At 68.7% G+C, this 18,973-nt stretch carries 20 protein-coding genes and 1 pseudogene; 7 read left to right on the top strand and 14 right to left on the bottom strand.

Annotated features, from left to right (window positions below; translation table 11 throughout):
- Nucleotides 1–9: 9 nt before the first annotated feature.
- On the bottom strand, nucleotides 10–1,008 hold the full coding sequence (locus tag H6900_15210) for an AraC family transcriptional regulator (GenBank protein MCC0074630.1): 999 nt from the start codon (nucleotides 1,006–1,008) through the stop codon (nucleotides 10–12).
- 174 nt (nucleotides 1,009–1,182) lie between these two features.
- On the opposite strand from H6900_15210, the gene H6900_15205 reads away from it, so the two are divergent.
- From H6900_15205 to H6900_15195, 3 genes are read left to right on the top strand one after another with little or no spacing between them, the layout of a single operon-like run.
- On the top strand, nucleotides 1,183–1,959 hold the full coding sequence (locus H6900_15205; GenBank protein MCC0074629.1) for an SDR family oxidoreductase: 777 nt from the start codon (nucleotides 1,183–1,185) through the stop codon (nucleotides 1,957–1,959).
- Between the two features lie 24 nt (nucleotides 1,960–1,983).
- Nucleotides 1,984–3,216 (top strand): FAD-binding oxidoreductase, encoded by a 1,233-nt coding sequence (locus H6900_15200; protein ID MCC0074628.1) that lies wholly within the window; start codon nucleotides 1,984–1,986, stop codon nucleotides 3,214–3,216.
- 40 nt (nucleotides 3,217–3,256) lie between these two features.
- Entirely contained in the window at nucleotides 3,257–3,712 is a 456-nt protein-coding gene (locus H6900_15195) for a flavin reductase (GenBank protein MCC0074627.1), read from the top strand.
- Between the two features lie 45 nt (nucleotides 3,713–3,757).
- Here the strand turns inward: H6900_15195 and H6900_15190 are convergent, their stop codons facing one another.
- The 9 genes and pseudogenes from H6900_15190 to H6900_15150 all read right to left on the bottom strand — a co-directional run bounded on the left by H6900_15190 (nucleotide 3,758) and on the right by H6900_15150 (nucleotide 11,415).
- Entirely contained in the window at nucleotides 3,758–4,621 is an 864-nt protein-coding gene (locus H6900_15190; protein ID MCC0074626.1) for a cyclase family protein, read from the bottom strand.
- Nucleotides 4,622–4,648: 27 nt separating this feature from the next.
- Nucleotides 4,649–5,737: pseudogene (locus H6900_15185) on the bottom strand (aminotransferase class V-fold PLP-dependent enzyme).
- 12 nt (nucleotides 5,738–5,749) lie between these two features.
- Nucleotides 5,750–7,042, bottom strand: coding sequence for a TRAP transporter large permease (locus tag H6900_15180; protein MCC0074625.1), 1,293 nt, complete (start codon nucleotides 7,040–7,042; stop codon nucleotides 5,750–5,752).
- Nucleotides 7,039–7,521 carry a TRAP transporter small permease gene (locus tag H6900_15175; GenBank protein ID MCC0074624.1) on the bottom strand — a complete coding sequence of 161 codons (483 nt, stop codon included), beginning with the start codon at nucleotides 7,519–7,521 and terminating at the stop codon, nucleotides 7,039–7,041. Before H6900_15175 ends, H6900_15180 begins: the two co-directional genes overlap by 4 nt.
- Nucleotides 7,522–7,536: 15 nt before the next feature.
- Complete coding sequence (locus H6900_15170; GenBank protein ID MCC0074623.1) at nucleotides 7,537–8,538, bottom strand: TRAP transporter substrate-binding protein; 1,002 nt, start codon at nucleotides 8,536–8,538, stop codon at nucleotides 7,537–7,539.
- 45 nt (nucleotides 8,539–8,583) lie between these two features.
- Nucleotides 8,584–9,258 carry an amino acid ABC transporter permease gene (locus tag H6900_15165; GenBank protein ID MCC0074622.1) on the bottom strand — a complete coding sequence of 225 codons (675 nt, stop codon included), beginning with the start codon at nucleotides 9,256–9,258 and terminating at the stop codon, nucleotides 8,584–8,586.
- A gap of 62 nt (nucleotides 9,259–9,320) precedes the next feature.
- Entirely contained in the window at nucleotides 9,321–10,127 is an 807-nt protein-coding gene (locus H6900_15160; protein MCC0074621.1) for an amino acid ABC transporter substrate-binding protein, read from the bottom strand.
- A 50-nt stretch (nucleotides 10,128–10,177) separates the two neighbouring features.
- Nucleotides 10,178–10,975 (bottom strand): DUF1445 domain-containing protein, encoded by a 798-nt coding sequence (locus H6900_15155; GenBank protein ID MCC0074620.1) that lies wholly within the window; start codon nucleotides 10,973–10,975, stop codon nucleotides 10,178–10,180.
- Nucleotides 10,972–11,415, bottom strand: coding sequence for a hypothetical protein (locus H6900_15150; protein MCC0074619.1), 444 nt, complete (start codon nucleotides 11,413–11,415; stop codon nucleotides 10,972–10,974). The genes H6900_15155 and H6900_15150 overlap by 4 nt, the downstream gene beginning before the upstream one ends.
- A 213-nt stretch (nucleotides 11,416–11,628) precedes the next feature.
- Here H6900_15150 and H6900_15145 point away from each other — a divergent pair, with 213 nt between their 5' ends.
- A complete protein-coding gene (locus H6900_15145; protein ID MCC0074618.1) occupies nucleotides 11,629–12,297 on the top strand; it encodes a GntR family transcriptional regulator in 669 nt (222 codons plus the stop codon).
- A 35-nt stretch (nucleotides 12,298–12,332) separates the two neighbouring features.
- On the opposite strand, the gene ndk is transcribed toward H6900_15145, so the two are convergent.
- Nucleotides 12,333–12,755: a nucleoside-diphosphate kinase gene (gene ndk, locus H6900_15140; protein MCC0074617.1), complete on the bottom strand. Its 423-nt coding sequence runs from the start codon at nucleotides 12,753–12,755 to the stop codon at nucleotides 12,333–12,335.
- A gap of 123 nt (nucleotides 12,756–12,878) precedes the next feature.
- Nucleotides 12,879–14,051 (bottom strand): MFS transporter, encoded by a 1,173-nt coding sequence (locus H6900_15135; GenBank protein ID MCC0074616.1) that lies wholly within the window; start codon nucleotides 14,049–14,051, stop codon nucleotides 12,879–12,881.
- A gap of 109 nt (nucleotides 14,052–14,160) precedes the next feature.
- On the opposite strand from H6900_15135, the gene H6900_15130 reads away from it, so the two are divergent.
- Nucleotides 14,161–16,008: an ABC-F family ATP-binding cassette domain-containing protein gene (locus H6900_15130; protein MCC0074615.1), complete on the top strand. Its 1,848-nt coding sequence runs from the start codon at nucleotides 14,161–14,163 to the stop codon at nucleotides 16,006–16,008.
- 37 nt (nucleotides 16,009–16,045) lie between these two features.
- On the opposite strand, the gene H6900_15125 is transcribed toward H6900_15130, so the two are convergent.
- The gene (locus H6900_15125) at nucleotides 16,046–16,909 is read right to left on the bottom strand and encodes a peptidoglycan-binding protein (GenBank protein MCC0074614.1); all 864 of its coding nucleotides are present in this window, start codon (nucleotides 16,907–16,909) and stop codon (nucleotides 16,046–16,048) included.
- Nucleotides 16,910–17,010: 101 nt separating this feature from the next.
- Between H6900_15125 and H6900_15120 the strand changes: the two genes are divergently transcribed.
- Both H6900_15120 and H6900_15115 read left to right on the top strand, forming a co-directional pair.
- Entirely contained in the window at nucleotides 17,011–17,622 is a 612-nt protein-coding gene (locus tag H6900_15120) for a MarC family protein (protein MCC0074613.1), read from the top strand.
- Between the two features lie 72 nt (nucleotides 17,623–17,694).
- The gene (locus H6900_15115; protein MCC0074612.1) at nucleotides 17,695–18,303 is read left to right on the top strand and encodes a TIGR02281 family clan AA aspartic protease; all 609 of its coding nucleotides are present in this window, start codon (nucleotides 17,695–17,697) and stop codon (nucleotides 18,301–18,303) included.
- Nucleotides 18,304–18,346: 43 nt separating this feature from the next.
- On the opposite strand, the gene H6900_15110 is transcribed toward H6900_15115, so the two are convergent.
- A complete protein-coding gene (locus H6900_15110; protein ID MCC0074611.1) occupies nucleotides 18,347–18,829 on the bottom strand; it encodes an Rrf2 family transcriptional regulator in 483 nt (160 codons plus the stop codon).
- Nucleotides 18,830–18,973 lie beyond the last annotated feature (144 nt).

The raw sequence follows: 18,973 nt of genomic DNA, 5'->3' as shown, positions 1-18,973 counted from the left end.
ACCGGCGGGTCAGAAGGGCGCGCCCTGCGCCTCGCGCAGGGTCTCGCGCGGGGTGCAGCCAAAGCGCGCGCGGTAGATGCCGGAAAAGCGGCCGAAATGGCCGAACCCCCAGCGCGTCGCGACCTCGGTGATGCTGGTGCCGGGCAGGGCGGCTTGCAGATCGGCATGCGCGCGGTCCAGCCGGGCGTCGCGCAGAAAGGCCAGCGGAGTCGTGTCGCGAAACCGCCGGAACGCCAGTTGCAACGCGCGCGCGCTGACGCCGACCCCCTCGGCCACGTCCTCGATCCCGATGGGCTGGTCGATCCGCGCCAGCATCCAGGCCTCGGCCTGGCGCACCATGCGCGGCGCGACCTCGTGCCCGCGCGTGTGGTGCAGCGCGTCCGAGAAACTGTGCCGGTGGGCCTCGAGCAGGCCGGTCATCAGCGCGCTTTCGATCTGCCGGCCCAGCAGGCTGCCGGGGCGCAGGGCGGGGCGGCCCGCGTCGGCCTCGGTCACCAGATGCAGGATCAGCGCGCGCAGCGCCGCGCCGCGCGGGCCGGTCAGGTCCATCGCGCCGCTGAAGGTCAGCGGACGGTCCGGCTGTCCGCCGATCAGCCCGGCCAGATGGCGCACGAACGCCTCGCGGTCGATGCGCAGCAGGATCTGGCGGCAGTCGCCCTCCCAGATCATGGTCGTCGCGCGGTGCGGATTGAGCAGCGCCGCGCGCGCCGGGTCGCTGACATAGGCGTCCGCGCCGTTGCGGATCGCCGCGGCGCCCGACAACGGCATCTGGAACAGGTAGAAATCGCGCAGCTCGCCCGGCGCGATCAGGGTCTTGGCGCCATAGGCGATATAGTTCAGCGACAGCCGCTCGCCTTCCAGATGGTGGTGGCAGGCGTCGAACCCGCTGCCGGGACCGATCCGGTCCAGCCGGTGCGGACAGAAGATCGCCGCGACGCGCTCGCGCGCCTCGTCGAGATCCTGGGTCCGAAACAAGGCATGACCCGCAAGCGGCGCCGCGAAGCCCATGACAACCTCCCTGTCATGACCGGCCGAGCCTAGCACCGCATGTATGCGTTTGCACATATTTTTCATCGCGGGCGCAGGTTTTTTCGTTTTTCGGATAGTGCGCGTGCTGGGCGGATAGTCGCCGCCGCCGCCGCTGCCAGACTGCCCCGCACAAACGCGAGACAGGGGGAAGACATGCGAGGGTTGGACGGCAAGGTGGCCATCGTTCCGGGCGGCGCGACCAAGATCGGCCGCGCGGTCGTGGCGGCATTCCGGCAGGCGGGGGTGCGCGTCATGGTGGGCGACATCGACGCCGAGGGCGGGCAGGCGATGGTCGGGGACGGCGTGGCCTTTACCCGCTGTGACCTGCGCCAGGACGCCGATATCGCGGCCCTGGTGCAGGCCACGCGCGACGCCTACGGGCGGATCGACTTTCTGGTCAACGTGGCCTGCTCGTATCTGGACAACGGCGCCGACTCGCCCCGGGCCGAGTGGCTCGAGGCGCTCGACGTGAACCTCGTCGGGTCGGTCATGCTGATGCAGGCCGCACGCGCCGATCTGGCGGCGACCAGGGGGGCGATCGTCAACTTCGGCTCGATCTCGGCGCGGGTGGCGCAGACCGGGCGCTGGCTCTATCCGGTCAGCAAGGCCGCGATCTTGCAACTGACGCGCAACCAGGCGATGGACCTGGCGCCCCAGGGCATCCGGGTGAACGCCGTCAGCCCCGGCTGGACCTGGTCCAACATCATGGACCAGCTCACCGGCGGGAACCGCGAAAAGACCGATGCCGTCGCCGCGCCCTTTCACCTGCTGGGCCGGGTCGGCGACCCTGAGGAAGTGGCGAACACGGTCCTCTTCCTGTGTTCGGACGAGGCCAGCTTCATCACCGGCACCGATATTCGCGTGGACGGCGGCTACACCGCCATGGGCCCGGAACAGGCCGTGCCGGCGATTCCGAAACTGATGGAATGACAACGCAATAACAGGGAGAAGACCATGAGGAAAATCACCATCGTCGGCGGCGGCCAGTCGGGCTTTCAGCTGGCCATCGGATTGCTGCAAAACGGCTATCAGGTTCGCGTCGTGCAGAACCGCGACGCCGACGACATCGCGCGCGGCAAGGTGCTGTCCAGCCAGTGCATGTTCGGTGACGCCATCCAGGCCGAACGCGACCTGGGCCTGGATTACTGGAGCGACACCTGCCCGCCCGTCGAGGGGATCAGCTTTGTCGTTCCCCACCCCGAGCAGCCCGGCGCCAAGGCCATCGACTGGGCCGGCCGGCTCGAACGCAACGCCTATTCGGTGGACCAGCGCGTCAAGATCCCGCGCTGGATGGCCGAATTCGAGCGTCTGGGCGGGCGCCTGGTGCTGAAAGAGGCCGGGATCTCGGACATGGAGCTTTATGCGCGCGAGGACGATCTGGTCATCGTCGCCTCGGGCAAGGGCGAAATCGGCCAGATGTTCGAACGCGACGCCGAGAAATCGCCCTATGACCGGCCGCAGCGCGCCCTTGCGCTGACCTATGTGGACGGCATGACGCCCCGGCCCGGGTTCTCGGCGGTGAATTTCAACCTGATCCCCGGCGTCGGCGAATACTTCGTCTTTCCGGCGCTGACGACCACGGGTCCGTGCGACATCATGGTGTTCGAAGGCGTGCCCGGCGGCCCTATGGACTGCTGGTCCAACGTCCACAGCCCCGAGCAGCACCTGGAGACCTCGCTCAAGATCCTGAACACCTATCTCCCGTGGGAGGCCGAGCGTTGCCGGTCGGTCAGCCTGACCGATGACAATGGCATCCTGGCCGGGCGGTTCCCGCCCACGGTGCGCAAACCGATCGGCAGCTTGCCCTCGGGCGCGCGGGTGCTGGGGCTGGGGGACGCGGTCTGCCTGAACGATCCGATCACCGGGCAGGGGTCCAACAACGCGGCCAAGGCGGCGCGGGTCTATCTGAAGCGCATCCTCGACCATGGTGACCGTCCGTTCGACGCCGCCTGGATGCAGGGGACCTTCGATGCCTACTGGGATTACGCGCAGTGGGTGGTCAACTGGACCAACATGATGCTGGCCCCGCCGCCGCCCTTCATCCTGGAGATCATGGGCACCGCCTGCGCCGAGCCGCGCCTGGCGCATCGCATTGCCAACGGGTTCGACGATCCGCGCGACTTCTTCCCGTGGTTTGCCGACCCCGGTGCGGCGCAGGCCTATCTGGCCGAACTCAGGGCCGCCTGACATGGGCATGGGTGTCGATCCGGCGGCCTTCCGGTCGGCCATGGCGCGGTTCCCCGGCGCGGTGACGATCATCACCACGCTGACCCCGCAGGGGCGCCGGGGGATCACCGCGACGGCGGTCTGTTCGGTGACCGCCGATCCGCCCAGCCTGCTGGTCTGCGTCAATCGCGCGACCGGCACCTGCCAGGGCATCCTGGAAACGGGGCGCTTTGCGGTCAACCTGCTGCGCGACCCGTCGGGCGATCTGGCGATGCGCTTTGCCGGGGCCGGCGGCGCAACCGGCGACGACAAGTTCGCGGCCGGAACCTGGATCGCGGATGCCTGGGGCGTGCCGGTGCTGGCCGACGCGCGCGTGGCCTTTTCCTGCGCGGTGGCGGAAACCCTGACCGCGGGCACCCATCAGGTGTTCATCGGCCAGATTGCCGACATCGCCCAGGGCGAGGGGGCGGCGCTGGTTTACGAGCAGTCGCGCTTTCACCGGCTGGACCCGATCTGAAACCCCGGGGCGCGATTGCGCCCGGGGGGTAGCAGGTGCCGGGGGTCAGGCCCCCGGCACCAGCGCCAGCGCCCGGATGGGCGAGCCGGTGCCCTGCACGATCTTCAGCGGCGTCACCACCAGGATCGCGCCCTTGGGCGGCAGGCGATCCAGGTTGCACAGGCTGGCCAGGCCAAAGCAATTGTCGCGATGCAGGAAGTTGTGCGCCGGAAACGGCGGGCTGAACCCCCCCGCCATGCCCGCGTCGGTGCCCACGCATTGGGTGCCCCAGCCGACGATCCCGCGCGACAGCAGGTAGTCGATGCAATCGGGCGCGGGGCCGGGCGTATGGCTGTCGTCGCTGCCGGGCGCGGTGTTCAGAAACAGCGCCGCGTCGTGCATCCGGCGGTCCCAGTCGGTGCGCATGACCACCCAGTCGCCCGGCTCGATCGCGCCGTGGCGCGCCTCCCAGGCCTTTATGTGGGCGGCGGTCAGCAGGAAATCGGGATCGGCGGCGGCCTCGGTTGAACAGTCGATCACGTTGACCGGGGCAATCAGGCGCTGCACGTCCAGCGTGTCGGTGAAACCGTCGGGGAAATCCTTGCCGCTGAGCCAGTGATGCGGGGCATCGAAATGGGTGCCCGAGTGCTCGCCCAGTTCCAGCCAGTTCCAGGCCCAGAAGGGGCCGTCGCTGTCGTATTCGCTGATCTTGTGCATGGTGATCGGCGGCGTGTCGCGCGCAAGGTCCGGCGGCAGTTTCAGCAAGGGCGTGTCGGGGCCCAGCGGCGCGGTGCAATCGACGATGCGCACCTGACCCGACAGCAGGGCCGCGCCCAGATCGCCCAGCACCGCGCCCGGATCGGGGGCGCCGGCGGTGGCGGCGCGGCGCCCGGCAAAGCGCGCGCGGCGCCGGGCCAGAACCTCGGCCATCAGGTCGAAGGTCTCGCCGATGGCGCGGTCCTCGGTGACGATGCCGGGCGACAGGCGCAGGATGTCGCCCCGGAAATCGACCGAATACCCCTCGAGCCCCAGCGCGCCGACCATGGCCGCGGCCTCGGCCTTGTCGGGCATCCGCAGCATGACCGAACCGCCGCGCCGCGCGGCGTCGCGCGGGGACAGCAGCGGCAGGTCCAGCGCGTCGGCGCGGGCGATGATCTGGTCCACCATCGCCCGGTTGCGCCCGGCGATCGCGCCCATGTCCTGCGTCGCGAACCACTCGAGCGCCGGCAACGAGGCCAGCGCCGCCACGGACCCCGGCGTACCGCTGTCGAAGCGGCGGATGTCGGGCGCATACTGGAACTTGTCCAGGTCCCAGCTGAAAGGGTTGTTCTGGCTGAACCAGCCGCGCCCCTCGGGGTGCAATTCGGGAATCAGGGCCTTGTCGGCATAGAGGATCCCGGCGCCGGGCGTGCCGCACATCCATTTCAGGCTGGTCGAGACGGTGAAATCGACGCGCGGGTTCATCACGTCAAAGGGCAGCAGCCCCGCCGCCTGCGTGATGTCCGCGACCATCAGGCTGCCCCGGCTGCGCCCATGCGCGACCAGCGCCGGGTAATCCATCCGGTGCGACGCGGTCGAGGTCACCCAGGTCAGCAGCGCCAGCCCCACGTCGGGGCCCCAGGCGGCCAGCATGTCCTCGGTTTCGACCCAGCTTGCGCCCTTGCGCAGCGGCACGGTGGTCAGCGTGAAGCCCATCTTGGGCGCCAGCCCGGCCAGCAGGAAGTGGATCGACGGGAAGCAATCGCCCGACACCAGCACCCGCTTGCCCTTCAGCCGCGCCTCGGGCAGCGCGCGCAGGATGCGGTGCATCCCTTCGGTGACGTTGTCCACATTCGTGACCGAGCCCTTGGGCGCGCCGATCAGGCGGCCCCAGGCCTCGGTGAAGTCCTGCCGCTTGCGCAGCACATAGCCCCATTGCTTGTCGTCGGGCGCGGACCAGACACGGGCGAATTCGGTCATGGCGCGGGCCATGTCCTCGTCCTTGCCGGGATACATGCCGATGGAATGATACAGGAAATAGCCACCGGCGCGGGAATTCGAGTGCATGGTCTCTCTCGTCTAGAAGCCCAGAACCCCCGGCAGCCACAGGCTGAGACCCGGCAGCGCCGCAATCAGCGCAAGGCCCAGCAGATTGACCGCGAGGAAGGGCAGGTTGGCGCGGATCAGCGGCACCAGGCCGCATCCCGCGATGCGTTCGGCCGCGAACAGGCAGACCCCAAGGGGCGGGGTCAGCAGGCCGATGTTCAGGTTCAGGATCGCCACCACGGCGAAATGCATCGGGTCGATGCCCGCCTGCGCGGCGGCGGCCGACAACAGCGGGCCGAACAGGATGATGACGGTCGTCGGGTCGATGAACATGCCCAGCACCAGCAGCACGGCGTTGAACACCAGAAGCGTGCCGCCGTAGCCCAGGTCCCAGCCCGCGATCAGCCCCGAGACGGCGCGCGGCACGTTTTCCATGCCCATCACCCAGCTGAAAGCCGCGCCGCATCCGACGATGATGAGCAACTGGCCCGAGAACAGCGCCGAGCGTTGGAACACCGCACCCAGGTCACGCCAGCGGATCGACCGGTAGAGCACCACCGACACCACCAGCGCATAGGCCGAGGCGACGGCGCCGGCCTCGGTCGGGGTCATCAGCCCCAGCAGCAACCCGGCCAGGATGATGACCGGGATCATCAACGGCACCATCGCCGAGCGGGTGGCGGACAGCACGATACGGGGGCTGCGCGCCATCGCGACGCGGGGATAATCGTGGCGCCGGGCCTGCACCGCGACCAGCGCCATCTGCACCAGGCCGATCACCAGCCCCGGCACCAGCGTCGCCGCCATCAGCCCGCCGATGCTGAGCCCGGTCATCGAACCGTAGATCACCGCCACCAGCGACGGCGGCACCATCGGCCCGATGATCGAGCTGGACGCCGTGACGGCGGCCGCATAGGCGGGCGAATAGCCCTGCTTCACCATCGCCGGGATGAACACCCGGCCCAGCGCCGCGATATCGCCCAGCGCGACGCCGGTGATGCCGGAAAACAGGATCGAGGCGCCGATGTTCACCTGCGCCAGCCCGCCGCGCATCCAGCCGAAGATGACATTGGCGAAATGGATCAGCCGGTCGGTGATCTTGCCGGCGTTGACCAGCTCGCCCGCCAGAATGAACAGCGGAATGGCCATCAGCACGAAACTGTCCATCCCTTGCCACAGCCGCTCGGGCGCCAGCGGCAGAAACCGCCAGTTGCCGGTAAAGGCAACCCAGCCCAGCATCGCCGCGATCATCGACCAGGCGACGGGCAGGCCCAGCACCATCAGCCCCAGAAACAGCGCCATCAGCACGATCAGCGAGTCGCTCATGACCGGTCCTCGCGGGTGACGAGCCGCCCCAGCGCAAAGAGCGTGGCAAAGCCAAAGGCGACGGGCAGCGCGGCATAGGGCCACGACAGGGGAATGCGCAGTCCTTCGCTGCGCTGCGCGGCGGCGAACTGCACCATGTCCAGCCCCTGCACGAGCAGCGTCACGAACACGGTCATGGCGATCACGTCCAGCACCCCTTCGAGCAGGCGGCCGGCCAGACGGCTTCGCGCGGCCAGCGCCTGAGGGACAAAGTCGATGCGGATATGGCTGCCTTCGCGCGCCGCGACGGCGGTGGCCAGCAGCGCCATCCAGATCATGGCATAGCGCGCGACCTCCTCGGTGAAGACGGGCACGCCGCCGCCGCCGTAGCGCAGGAGGACCTGCGCGACGATCAGCGCGAACATGCCCGCCAGGCACAGGGCGGCGGCCAGCCGCAGCCCCGTGTCGAGGGCACCGATCAGGGTGCGAAGTGCGCGCATGTCACGCCGGCCCGGTTACTGGACGGACTGGACGGCGGCCAGGGCCCCGTCGATCAGGTCGGGGTGATCGACGTTGTCGCGCAGCCAGGCGATTGCCGGCGGTTGCATCACCTGCCGGAAGGCGTCGCGCTGGGCGTCGGTCATGCGCACCACGGTCACGCCCGCCTCTTCGGCGCGGGCGATGGCCGAGGCCTCGACCGCGCGCGACGTCTCGCGGTTATAGGCGATGGCTACGGCCGCGGCATCGGTGATGACTTGCTGGTTCTCGGCGCTCAGGCTTTCGTAGAACGCGTCCGAAATCCCCAGCGGACCAAAGGCATAGGTGTGGCCGGTCAGCATCAGATGCGACTGCACCTCGTAGAGGTGAATCAGGTTGAACACCGAGACCGAGTTGTCCTGCCCGTCCACGACGCCGGTCTGCAACGCGGTATAGAGTTCCCCGAACGCCACCGGCGAGGCGGACGCGCCCATCGCCTCGACCGGGATGGTGGCCAAGGGGCCCAGGACGCGCATCTTCAGCCCGGCCATGTCGGCCGGGGTCTCGACCAGACGGTTGGCGCTGAAATGCTTGAAGCCGCCCGATTCCCACCAGCCCAGCACGCGAATGCCGGTGGCGGCGCGGATGCCTTCGGCCATCTGCTGACCAAAGGGACCATCCAGCACCGCCCAGGCGGTCTGCTCCGAGGGGAACAGGTAGGGCATGTTCAGGATCATGATGTCGGAATAGATCGAGGCATAGTTGCCGTCGGCGGCGTCCGTCATCTCGATCACGCCGCGACGCATCTGCGCCAGCCGGTCGTTCGGTGCGCCCAGGGCCCCGCCATAGACCAGGTTCACCGTCATGTCGGAATGGTCCTGCACGTAATCGGCAAAGGTCCGATACATGCCGTTGACGAAATCGAACCCTTCCATGGTTTCCGGCAGCGACAGGCCGACGGTGATCGTCTGCGCGCCGGCCGGAAGCGCCAGCGTGGCGGCAAGCGCCAGCGCGGCAAGAGGTCTGGTAGCAAAGCTCATGGCAGTCTCCCGAGGTTGCCGGGCCTGGGCCCGGGGGGTGCAGGGTCAGCGCGCGTATGCGCGTTGCGCCCGTCGTTCCAGCCAGCTGGTCAGCCGGACCATTGGCCACAAAAGTGCGACGTAAATGATGGCCGCCCCGATCAGCGGGGTCGGATTGGCGAACAGCGCCTGCGCGTCGGTCGCCTGCTTCAGCAGATCCGACAGCGCCACGACCGAGGCCAGCGCCGTATCCTTGATGACCGACACGCAGTTCGAGGCGTGCGGCGGGATGACGATGCGGATCGCCTGCGGCAGGATCACCTTGCGCATCGTCAGCCAGAACCCGAGCCCAAGCGCCGAGGCCGCCTCGAACTGTCCCTTGGGCGTGGCCTCGATCCCGGCGCGCACGACCTCGGCGGTAAAGGCCGCCAGCACCAGCGTCAGCGCCGTCGCGGCCGCGGAAAACGACGACAGCGTGATGCCGGCAAAGGGCAGGGCGTAGTAGATCAGGATCAGCAGCACCAGCACCGGAATGGCGCGGACCAGGTCGATGTAGAGCACCGCCAGCATCCGCAACGGGCGCGGCGCATAAAGGCGCATGATGCAGATCAGCGTGCCCAGGACCGACCCCAGCACGATCGCCGTGATGCCCAGCCCCAGCGTATACCACAACCCCCTGAGGAGCATGGGAAACGCCCGTCGCAGCACGTCCATGTTGAAGAAGATGTCGATCGCGCTCATCGCTGCACTCCGCTGGTGGGGCGCGGGGGCGACGGGGCCCCCGCGCGCGCCGTCGGTGGCCGTCAGTAGTTGCCGGGCGTGGGGATCGGCAGGGGCGTGACCGTCAGGCTACCCTCGGCCGGGGGGGTGCCCATCCAGCGTTCGTAGAGCGCGGCCATGGTGCCGTCTTCCTTCATCGCGCTGATGGCGTCGTTGACGGGTTGCAGCAGCGGCGAATCCTTGGGCATCATCATCGCGAACCGTTCGCCGGTGACGATCTCATAGGCCACTTCCAGCCCCTGCATCTGCGAAAAGGCATAGCGCAGCCCGACCACGTCGTTCACCACCGCGTCGATGCGCCCGCTCATCAGGTCGGTCAGCATGTTCGCGGTGCTGTCGTAGCTGTTGTTCGCGGCAAAGCCGATCTCGGCCGCGCGTTCGTTCATGTAGGTTTCCGGTGCCGAAGTGGCGATGGTGCCGATGCGACGGCCGCGCAGGTCCGCAAGGCCGTGGATGTCGCTGCCGCTACGCACGCCGATGCCCATCGCGCCCTCGACATAGGCCTGGGTGAAGCTTTGCGATTGCAGGCGCTCGTCGGTGATGGTCAGCGACGAGATGACGATATCCACCCGCCCCGACGCGGTGGCGACGAACAGCGCGCGGAAGTCGTAGCCCTCGATCTCGGCGGTGCGGCCGATGCGGCGGGCGATCTCGTTGACGATATCGACCTCGAAGCCCTCGAAAGCGCCGTCCGCGTTGCGGTTCTCCCACGGCGGGTTCGCCGGATACGAGCCCACGCGCAGGACCTCGTCCGCGCCGGCGGGCAGGCTGGCCAGCGTCAGCGCAAGGCCGGTCGCCGCGCCCAGGAAAGTGCGTCTGTTCAGTGTCATGTCGTCGTCTCCCTGTGTGATGTCGGTGGGGCCGGGACGGGTGTTTCCTGTCACCGGGCGGGTTCGAGGCCCGCGTGTCGGGCCGCGAGATCGGTAATCAGCATGTGCCCGGGGGCATGGGTGAACGCCAGATCGGGCGCCGCGCGGGCAATGGCGCGTTCCATCGACACGCCGCAGGGCCAGAACATCGGCACCTCGCCCGGGCGGATGTCGGTCAGGCCGATGCCGTCGATCGGGCGGGCCAGGTCCACGCCGATCGCCGCCGGGTCGCCCTGGTGCACCGGCCCGCCATGGGCCTGCGGAAAGGCGCGGGTCAGCGCCGCGGCGCGGTCGGCCTGATCGGCGCGGATCGCGCGCATCGACACCACCAGCGCGCCGCCGAACGGTCCCACCGGCACCATCGGCACGTCGCTGTCAAAGGCCGAGCAGGTCACGCCGGGCGCGTGACAGCGCAGCGCGACGCCCTGCGCGACCAGGTCGGCCTCGAACGTCAGGGAACAGCCGATGGCAAAGGGCACCAGGTCGTCGCGCCAGAGCGCGGCGATGTCGGTGGGGTCCGCGACCGGGTGGCCGTGGCGGAACACGCGGTAGCGCGGCAAATCGGTGCGCAGGTCGATATCGGCGCCCAGGGCGGGCAGGGCGGGGTCGCCCGGCCGTCCCCGGGCCAGCAGCGGCAGGGCGGCGGGATTGGCGTGGGAGAACGCCTCGAACGCATCGGCCAGGGATGCCGGCAGGATTGCCAGGTTGGCTTGCAGCAAGCCCGGCGCAAGGGCGCCGGTCGGGCCCGACAGCCGCCCGTCGCGCGCGGCCAGCCGCAGGTCACGCGCCTGTCGCGCCGGCGCGATCATCGCGCGGCCCATTGCGTTTCGAGTTGCGCCTTGATGAGCAGAATCTCGGTTTCATGCGTGGTCCGGGTGCGGGCCCACGCCGCGTCCGGGGTGGTCGCGGCGCGCAGCGCGCCCATGCCGACCACGCAACTGTCCTCGGCAAAGCCCAGTGGGCCGCCGGGTGCGACGCGGATCCAGATGCGGGGCACGCGGGTCTCGCGGCTGCCGACCGCAAAGTCGATCAGACCATGCGCCGGGTCGGGCCGGATCTCGACAAAGGCATCGGAGCCGTCGAACAGCGATCGACCCCGAAACATGCCGTCGCCCGCGGGTTCGAGCGCCATGGACCCCAGCGACCAGCCGCCGACAAAGCGCGCATCCGACAGTCGCTCAAAGGCGAAGCGGGCCGGGACGGCCACGCGGATGGCGGTGTGGTGGGCGGTGTCGTCGGGCAGGCTCATGGTGGCATCCTGTGAGTCGCGAACCCGTTCAGCATGGCAAACTGTATATTTTAAGCAAGAAATATTTCGCGTTCGGCGCGCTGAAATCATTGGTTTCCTGCGAATGGCAAAGAAATGGCCAAAATTTCCATCGGAAACAGTATACAGTTACGGCGCGATTCCATCTTTTCCCCGGCCTGTTTCCTGTTACGGTCGGGGCACAGGCAGGACCCGATGAGCGCACCCAGACAGAACCACCGCATCCGGATCTACGAGGAAATCCGCGCCCGTATCCAACGCGGCGAGCTTCGGCGCGACGACCGGCTGGTCGATACCGCCATCGCCGCCGAGCGGGGCGTTTCACGGATGCCGGTGCGCGAGGCGTTGATGCAACTGGCGTCCGAGGGGTATCTCGAGGGCACCTCGCGCGGGTTCACCTTGCCCAATATGGAGCCCGAGCGCATCCGCGAGGTTTTCGTGCTGCGCCGCCTGCTGGAACCCTACGCCGCCGCCAGCGCGGCCCAGGTCTGCGACGCCGCCGCCATCGCGGTGATGGAGCAGGCCGTGGCCGATGCCGCCGAAACGCTGGTCAGCGATGACGTGACGGAATTCTACCGCGCGTCCGAGGTGTTCCGGAACACCTGGCTGGGCGCCGTGCCGAATGCCGAACTGCGCCAAACGATCCTGCGCTACATGGCGCAGGTTCAGTCCGTGCGCTTTGCGACGATGCGCGACCCGCTGGCGCATCGCATCATCGTTGACGGGCAACGCGACCTGCTGGACGCGTTCCGCCGCCACGACGCCCTGGCAGCCAGCGAGAGGATGCTCTGGTTCGTGATGCAAGGCGAGGAAAGCTTTGCCCGCCTCAGCCCCGAACCGGCCCAAGGAAAAAGGGCGGGGTGAACCCCGCCCTTGTCCGCATTCGATCGCGGGAACGGTCAGCCGACCAGTTCCAGCCCCGAAAAGAAATAGGCGATCTCGACCGCGGCGGTTTCCGGCGCATCCGACCCGTGGACCGAGTTCTCGCCAACCGACAGCGCGAATTCCTTGCGGATGGTGCCCTCGGCCGCGTTGGCCGGGTTGGTGGCGCCCATCACTTCGCGGTTCTTCGCGATGGCGCCTTCGCCTTCCAGCACCTGCACGACCACCGGCTCGGACGCCATGAACTCGCACAGCTCGCCATAGAAGGGGCGGTCCTTGTGCACTTCATAGAACTTGCCGGCCTGCGCCAGCGACAGGTGGATGCGCTTTTGCGCGACGATGCGCAGACCCGCGTCCTCGAATTTGGCGTTGATCTTGCCGGTCAGGTTGCGCTTGGTCGCGTCGGGCTTGATGATCGACAGGGTGCGTTCGATGGCCATCTTGGTCTCTCTGGCTGAGCGGGCGCGGGCCGTATGCCCGGGCCGCAGGTTGGAAATCCCCGCGCGTCTAGCACGGCCCGTCCGGGTTGAAAAGCCGCGTCGAGGCCGGGTTTGCGCGCGCGGTCAGGACTCGCGGTCCAGCCTCAGCGCGACCACCGCCGCGCCCAGCGAGGCCAGCACCGCCCCCAGCATCATCGCCAGCAAAACGCCGGGACTGGCCCGCCATTCCATCGCCAGCGCGGTCACAAAGGTCAGGCCCGCGCCACCCGCGACCGACAGTGCCCCGCCCAGCCCCGCCGCCGTGCCCGCCAGTTCGGGGCGCACCGACACTGCCCCCGCGTTCACGTTGGCGATGGTCAACCCGTTGCCGAAACCCACGAAGATCGTCGCGCCGAACAGCGCCAGCGGGTGCGTCAGCCCTGCCAGCGCGCCGACCAGCCCCGCGGCCAGCGCCAGGCTCGGCGTCACGCGCCCTAGCAGGATCAGCGGCCCCAGCCCGTAGCGCGGGGCAAAGCGCGCCGTGATCGAGGCCCCCAGCATGTAGCCCCCCGTGATCGACCCGATGCCCAGCCCGATCAGCGGCGGCGACAGGTGCCACAACTGGCTGGCCACGTAGGGCACGCCGGCAATGAACACATAGAACGCCCCCACCGAGAACGCCCCGCACAGCGCATAGGCCCAATACCGCGCCGAGCGCAGCAGCGTGCCATAGTCCTGCGCGCGCAGCCGGGCGGGGCCGGGTTTGCGGGTCTCGCCCATGTCCAGCCAGACCAACGCCAGCGCCGCCGCGCCCAGCGCGGTATAGACGCCGAAAACCGCGCGCCAGCCGATCCCGTCGCCCAGAACGCCGCCCAGCATCGGCCCCAGCATCGGGGCCAGCGCCATCGCCGCGGCGATGGTGCCCATCTTGCCTGCGGCCTCGCGCGGGCCGAACTGGTCGCGGATCACGGCGTTGGACAGAACCGATCCGCCCACCACGATCGCCTGCGCCAGGCGGCAGATCAGGAACAGCGTGATGTCCGTGGCCAGCACGCAACCCAGCGACGCCAGCGCATAGGCCGCCATCGCCCCCAGCGCGACGGGTCGGCGACCCAGCCGGTCGGACACCGGACCGATGACGATCTGGACCACCGCCGACACTAGCATGTAGCCCGACACCGCCAGCGCCATGACCGACTCGCGCGTGTCGAGCGCGCGTGTCATCGCGGGCAGCATCGGCAGGAACATGTTCAGCGTCAGCACCGAGGTGCCGGTCAGCAGGACCAGGGTGAACAGGCGCGGGGCGGAGCGGGGCATCGGGACCTCGGGTGCGGGTCGTTCCTGCAAAACAACTTAACGCGTGAAAGGCAAGGGGGCGGATGCCGGGCACTGGCGCCGGCGCGCGGGCTCTGCTATCGGGCGGCGCATGTTAAGCATCACCGATCTCAGCTATTCCGTCGAAGGCCGCCCGTTGATCGCGGGGGCGTCCGCGCGCATCCCTTCGGGGCACAAAGTGGGCCTTGTGGGGCGCAACGGGTCGGGCAAGACGACCCTGTTTCGCCTGATCCGGGGCGAGTTGACGCCCGAGGGGGGCGCGATCTCGCTGCCCAGCCGGGCCCGCATCGGCGGCGTCGCGCAAGAGGTCCCCTCGTCGGCGACGAGCCTCCTGGACACGGTGATGGCCGCCGATACCGAACGCGCCGCCCTGATGGCCGAGGCCGCGACCGCCACCGATCCGCACCGCATCGCCGAGGTGCAGGCCCGTCTGACCGACATCGACGCCTGGTCGGCCGAGGGGCGGGCGGCGACGATCCTCAAGGGGCTGGGGTTCACCGCGGCCGAGATGCACCAGCCCTGTTCCGATTTCTCAGGCGGCTGGCGGATGCGCGTGGCGCTGGCGGGCGTGCTGTTCGCGCAACCCGACCTGCTGCTGCTCGACGAGCCGACGAACTACCTGGACCTCGAAGGGGCGCTGTGGCTGGAAAGCTACCTGGCGAAATACCCGCATACGGTGATCGTGATCTCGCACGACCGGGGGCTGCTGAACCGGGCGGTCGGGGCGATCCTGCACCTCGAGGACAAGAAGCTCACGCTCTATTCGGGCGGCTACGACACCTTTGCCAAGACCCGCGCCGAACAGCGCGCCGTGCAGGCGGCCGAGGCCAAGAAGCAGGACGCGCGCCGCGCGCATCTGCAAAGCTTCGTGGACCGGTTCAAGGCCAAGGCCTCGAAGGCCCGGCAGGCGCAGTCCCGCGTCAAGATGCTGGAAAAGATGACGCCGATCACCGCGCCCGCCGAGGCCGCGAAACACGTCTTCACCTTTCCCGCGCCCGAGGAACTCTCGCCGCCCATCATCGCGATGGAGGGGGTCGCGGTCGGTTACGGCGATCACGTCGTGCTGCGCCGCCTGTCGCTGCGGATCGACCAGGACGACCGCATCGCGCTGCTGGGCCGCAACGGCGAGGGGAAATCCACGCTGTCCAAACTGCTGGCCGGAAAGCTGCCCGCGCTGGGCGGCTCGATGACCGTATCGTCAAAGCTGAGGGTGGGCTATTTCGCGCAGCACCAGGTGGACGAACTGCACCTGGACGAGACCCCCGTGCAGCACATCCGCCGTCTGCGCCCGACCGAAGGCGAGCCGCGCCTGCGCGCCCGGCTGGCGGGTTTCGGGCTGATGGCGGACCAGGCCGAAACCGTGGTCGCGCGGCTGTCAGGTGGGCAGAAGGCGCGGCTGTCGCTGCTGCTGGCCACGATCGACGCGCCGCATCTCCTGATCCTGGACGAACCGACGAACCACCTGGATATCGAAAGCCGCGAGGCCCTGGTCGAGGCCCTGACCGCCTATTCGGGCGCGGTGGTTCTGGTCAGCCACGACATGCATCTGCTGTCGCTGGTGGCCGACCGTCTGTGGCTGGTCAAGGACGGCTCGGTCGCGCCCTATCCCGACGACCTCGACGCCTATCGCGCAATGCTGCTGTCGGACCCTGAAAAGGACAAGCTGAGATCGGCGCGACCGGCGCGGCCCAAGGCCACCCGCGAGCAGGTTCTGGCGCTCAAGGCCGAGGTTCGCAAATGCGAGCAGCGGATCGAGAAGCTTGAGGACATGCGCGAGAAACTGGCCGCCAAACTGGCCGATCCCGCCCTCTACGAGGACGACCGCAAGGGCGATCTCGAGGTCTGGAACCGCAAGTATGCCGAGGTCATGGACGGGCTCGACCGTGCCGAAGCCCTTTGGATGACTTCGGTCGAGGCGCTTGAAAAAGCAGAAAAATAGCCGCATCTTGAAAGTCTGACTTTACAAAGTCTTACATTCAGGGACCGACCCCTTCGGAGCAGGTGGGCGGGGACAGGTCCGGGGCGCTCGCGGACAGGGCTTCGAGCGTCTCGAAATTTGTCAGACTTTCAGATGTCAGGCAATAATCGCGCTGAAACGCCGCCAGCGCCGCGCGCGTCGCCGCGCCCATCACGCCGTCCAGCGCACCGGGCCGGTAGCCGCGCAGGACCAGTGCCACCTGCAACGCCTGAATGTCGCCCGACTGGATTCGACCGGCCCGCAGATCGGGCTCGGCCAGCGTGACGGGTACCCAGCCCAGGGCCTCGATTCCGGTCTGCCGTCCGGCGTCGAAATCGATCGCAAAGAGCGAGGCGCCAACCACCTCGCAGGCGCGGCAACCGTCGGCCAGCGGATCGAGGAACACGAAACGCTGGCGGGTGCCGTCGCGGCGCGCGGCCGTCAGCCCCACGCGGGCGGTCGGAAAGGCGTGCGGGTGCGCCTGCACCAGGGCCGCGCTGACCGGGTCGTCGGGGCGCGGCGGTTCCAGCGCCAACGGGTGCAGCACCGCCGGGTCGCCATTGACCAGAAGCTGCTGGTCGTTGGTGTTTGCCATGAAGGGAAACAGCACATCCGCCAGATCGACCGCGCCCAGTTCGGTGAATCCCATCGGGATCGCCGGCTGGTCAAAGGCGGGATCGGCGGCCAGACGTCGGGCAAAGGCCAGGCCCTGGTCGGGCACTCCGGCGGCCGTCAGGCAGCGCCAGAATGCCGGCGTCAGACCCGCGCCCTGACAGGGCACCAGCACCCCCGGCGGCGCGACGCCTTGCGGTCCCAGGACGGTTTCGGCCCCGGCGGGCGCGCCCAGCAACACGAGGCAGGCAAGAAATCGGGCGGCGGGCATGGGGTCTCCGGTCTGGGCGGGTTCAGGCTAGGGCGCGGCGCCCCGGGGTGCAATTCACACCGGCGTTGACAAGCCGCGCCGCAAGGCCGAAGGCTGGGCGCATGCTGGATGTCGCCGTGCTCGCCCCCGCCTTTGTCACCATGTTCGTGGTCATCGACCCGATCGGCCTGTCGCCGCTGTTCATCGCCCTGACGACAGGGATGGATGCCCGCCAGCGCCGGGCCATCGGCCTGCGCGCCTGCGTGATCGCGGCCGGTCTGCTCACGGTTTTCGGCCTGGCGGGCGAGGTGATCCTGAACGCCGTCGGCATCACCATGCCGGCGTTTCAGATCGCGGGCGGGATCCTGCTTTTCCTGACCGCGCTGGACATGCTGTTCGAACGCCGCACCCAGCGCCGGTCGGGGCATGCGGGGCGGGTGCCCGACCCGTCGGTCTTTCCGCTGGCGATGCCCCTGATCGCCGGTCCCGGGGCGATGGCGTCGATGATCTTGCTGGTCGGTCAGACCCAAAGCTGGGAGGGCGTCGTGGCGATGCACGCGGTCATGCTGGGGGTGCTGGCGATCGTCTTCGTGCTGTTTCTGGTGGCGACGCCGCTGGAGCGCGCGCTGGGCGAGACCGGCACGATGGTCGTCAGCCGCCTGCTGGGGATGCTGCTGGCGGCCATGTCGGTCCAGTTCGTGCTGAACGGGGCCCGAGGGGCCGGGGTGATCTGACCGGGATGTGACCATTCGCGCCCTTTGACGGCGCCGCCGCACCCCCTACATCCGGAGCGGAAAGGAGCGCCCATGTCCTGGCCCGAGACCCTCACCGCCGATCAGACGATGCGGCTGGTCTATCTGCTTATCCTGCTGGTCGCCGTGGGGTCCTATGCGCTGGTTGCCTCGCGCGGTCGGATCGCCACGAGCCTGCGCAATCTGGTGCTGTGGGGGCTGTTGTTCACGGGCGTCGCCGCCGCTTACGAGCTGTGGACCGGCAGCCGTGGCGCGATGGTCGCGGTCGAGGCCAACGGCGACAGCGCCGTCGTTCTCAGGCGTGCGTTCGACGGGCAGTTCCATCTGGATTTGCAGATCATCGGGGCGAACGGGCGGGCCCAGCCGGTGCGCTTCATCGTGGACACCGGCGCCACCGATCTGGTGCTGACACAGGAAGACGCGGCGCGGCTGGGCTATGGGGCGGGCAGCCTGCGCTGGGGCGGCGTCGCCAGCACCGCGAACGGCGTCACGCGCACGGCGCGGGTGAGCCTGCCGCAGGTGATGCTTGAGGGGCACATGGCCCGCGACGTGCCGGCGCTGGTGAACGAGGGGGCGCTGCACGCCTCGCTGCTGGGCATGGGGTTCCTGGAACGGTTCCAGCGGATCGAGATCACCCGAGACCGGCTGACGATCCATTTCTAGCCCGACTTCCGGCCCGACCGGCCAGAAGTCAGGGGAGCTGCCATCAGGCGGCCTCGCGCTCGCGGCAGCGGCGCGCGGCCGAGGCCCGGGCCGCCTCGTCCATCGCCAGGATCGCCTCGAGTCCGTCGTTGCAGGCGGTCAGTTCGTTCAGCATCACCGGGTCGAGCGACGCATAGAAGGCCTCGACCGCGCGCAGCAGATGGCCCGACATGCGGCAGGTGCCTTTCAGCGGGCAGGTGTTCTCGCTGGTCATGCACTCCATGAACGGCAGTTCGGCCTCGAACGCGCGAAACACCGCGCCGACGCTGATCTCTTCGGCCGGGCGGGCCAGGGTAAAGCCGCCATGGCGTCCGCGCAGGGTGTTGATGAACCCCGCCTGTCCCAACTGGTTGACCACCTGCGCCAGATGATTTTCCGACGCGTTGATGGCCCCGGCGACATCGCTCTTGCGTATGATGCGGTCCGGGTTGACGGCGCAGACCATCAGGGTGCGCAGGGCAAGATTGGTGCGGGTTGTCAGGCGCATGAGTGGCCTCCGGGAAAAGGGGTGGGGGCGCGTTTGCCCGAATTCATGCGTTGCAGGGTTACCTTTGCGCGCCCCGGCCGCCTTGATTGAGATCAAGTTTTTCGGCCCCCGGGGCGGCGATACTGCCGATTTGGGCCCCCACGG

The sequence above is a fragment of the Rhodobacter sp. genome, assembly GCA_020637515.1.
Lineage (GTDB): Bacteria > Pseudomonadota > Alphaproteobacteria > Rhodobacterales > Rhodobacteraceae > Pararhodobacter.
The sequence above is the reverse complement of the archived record's forward strand: the minus strand, read 5'-3'. Positions and strand labels throughout refer to the sequence as shown.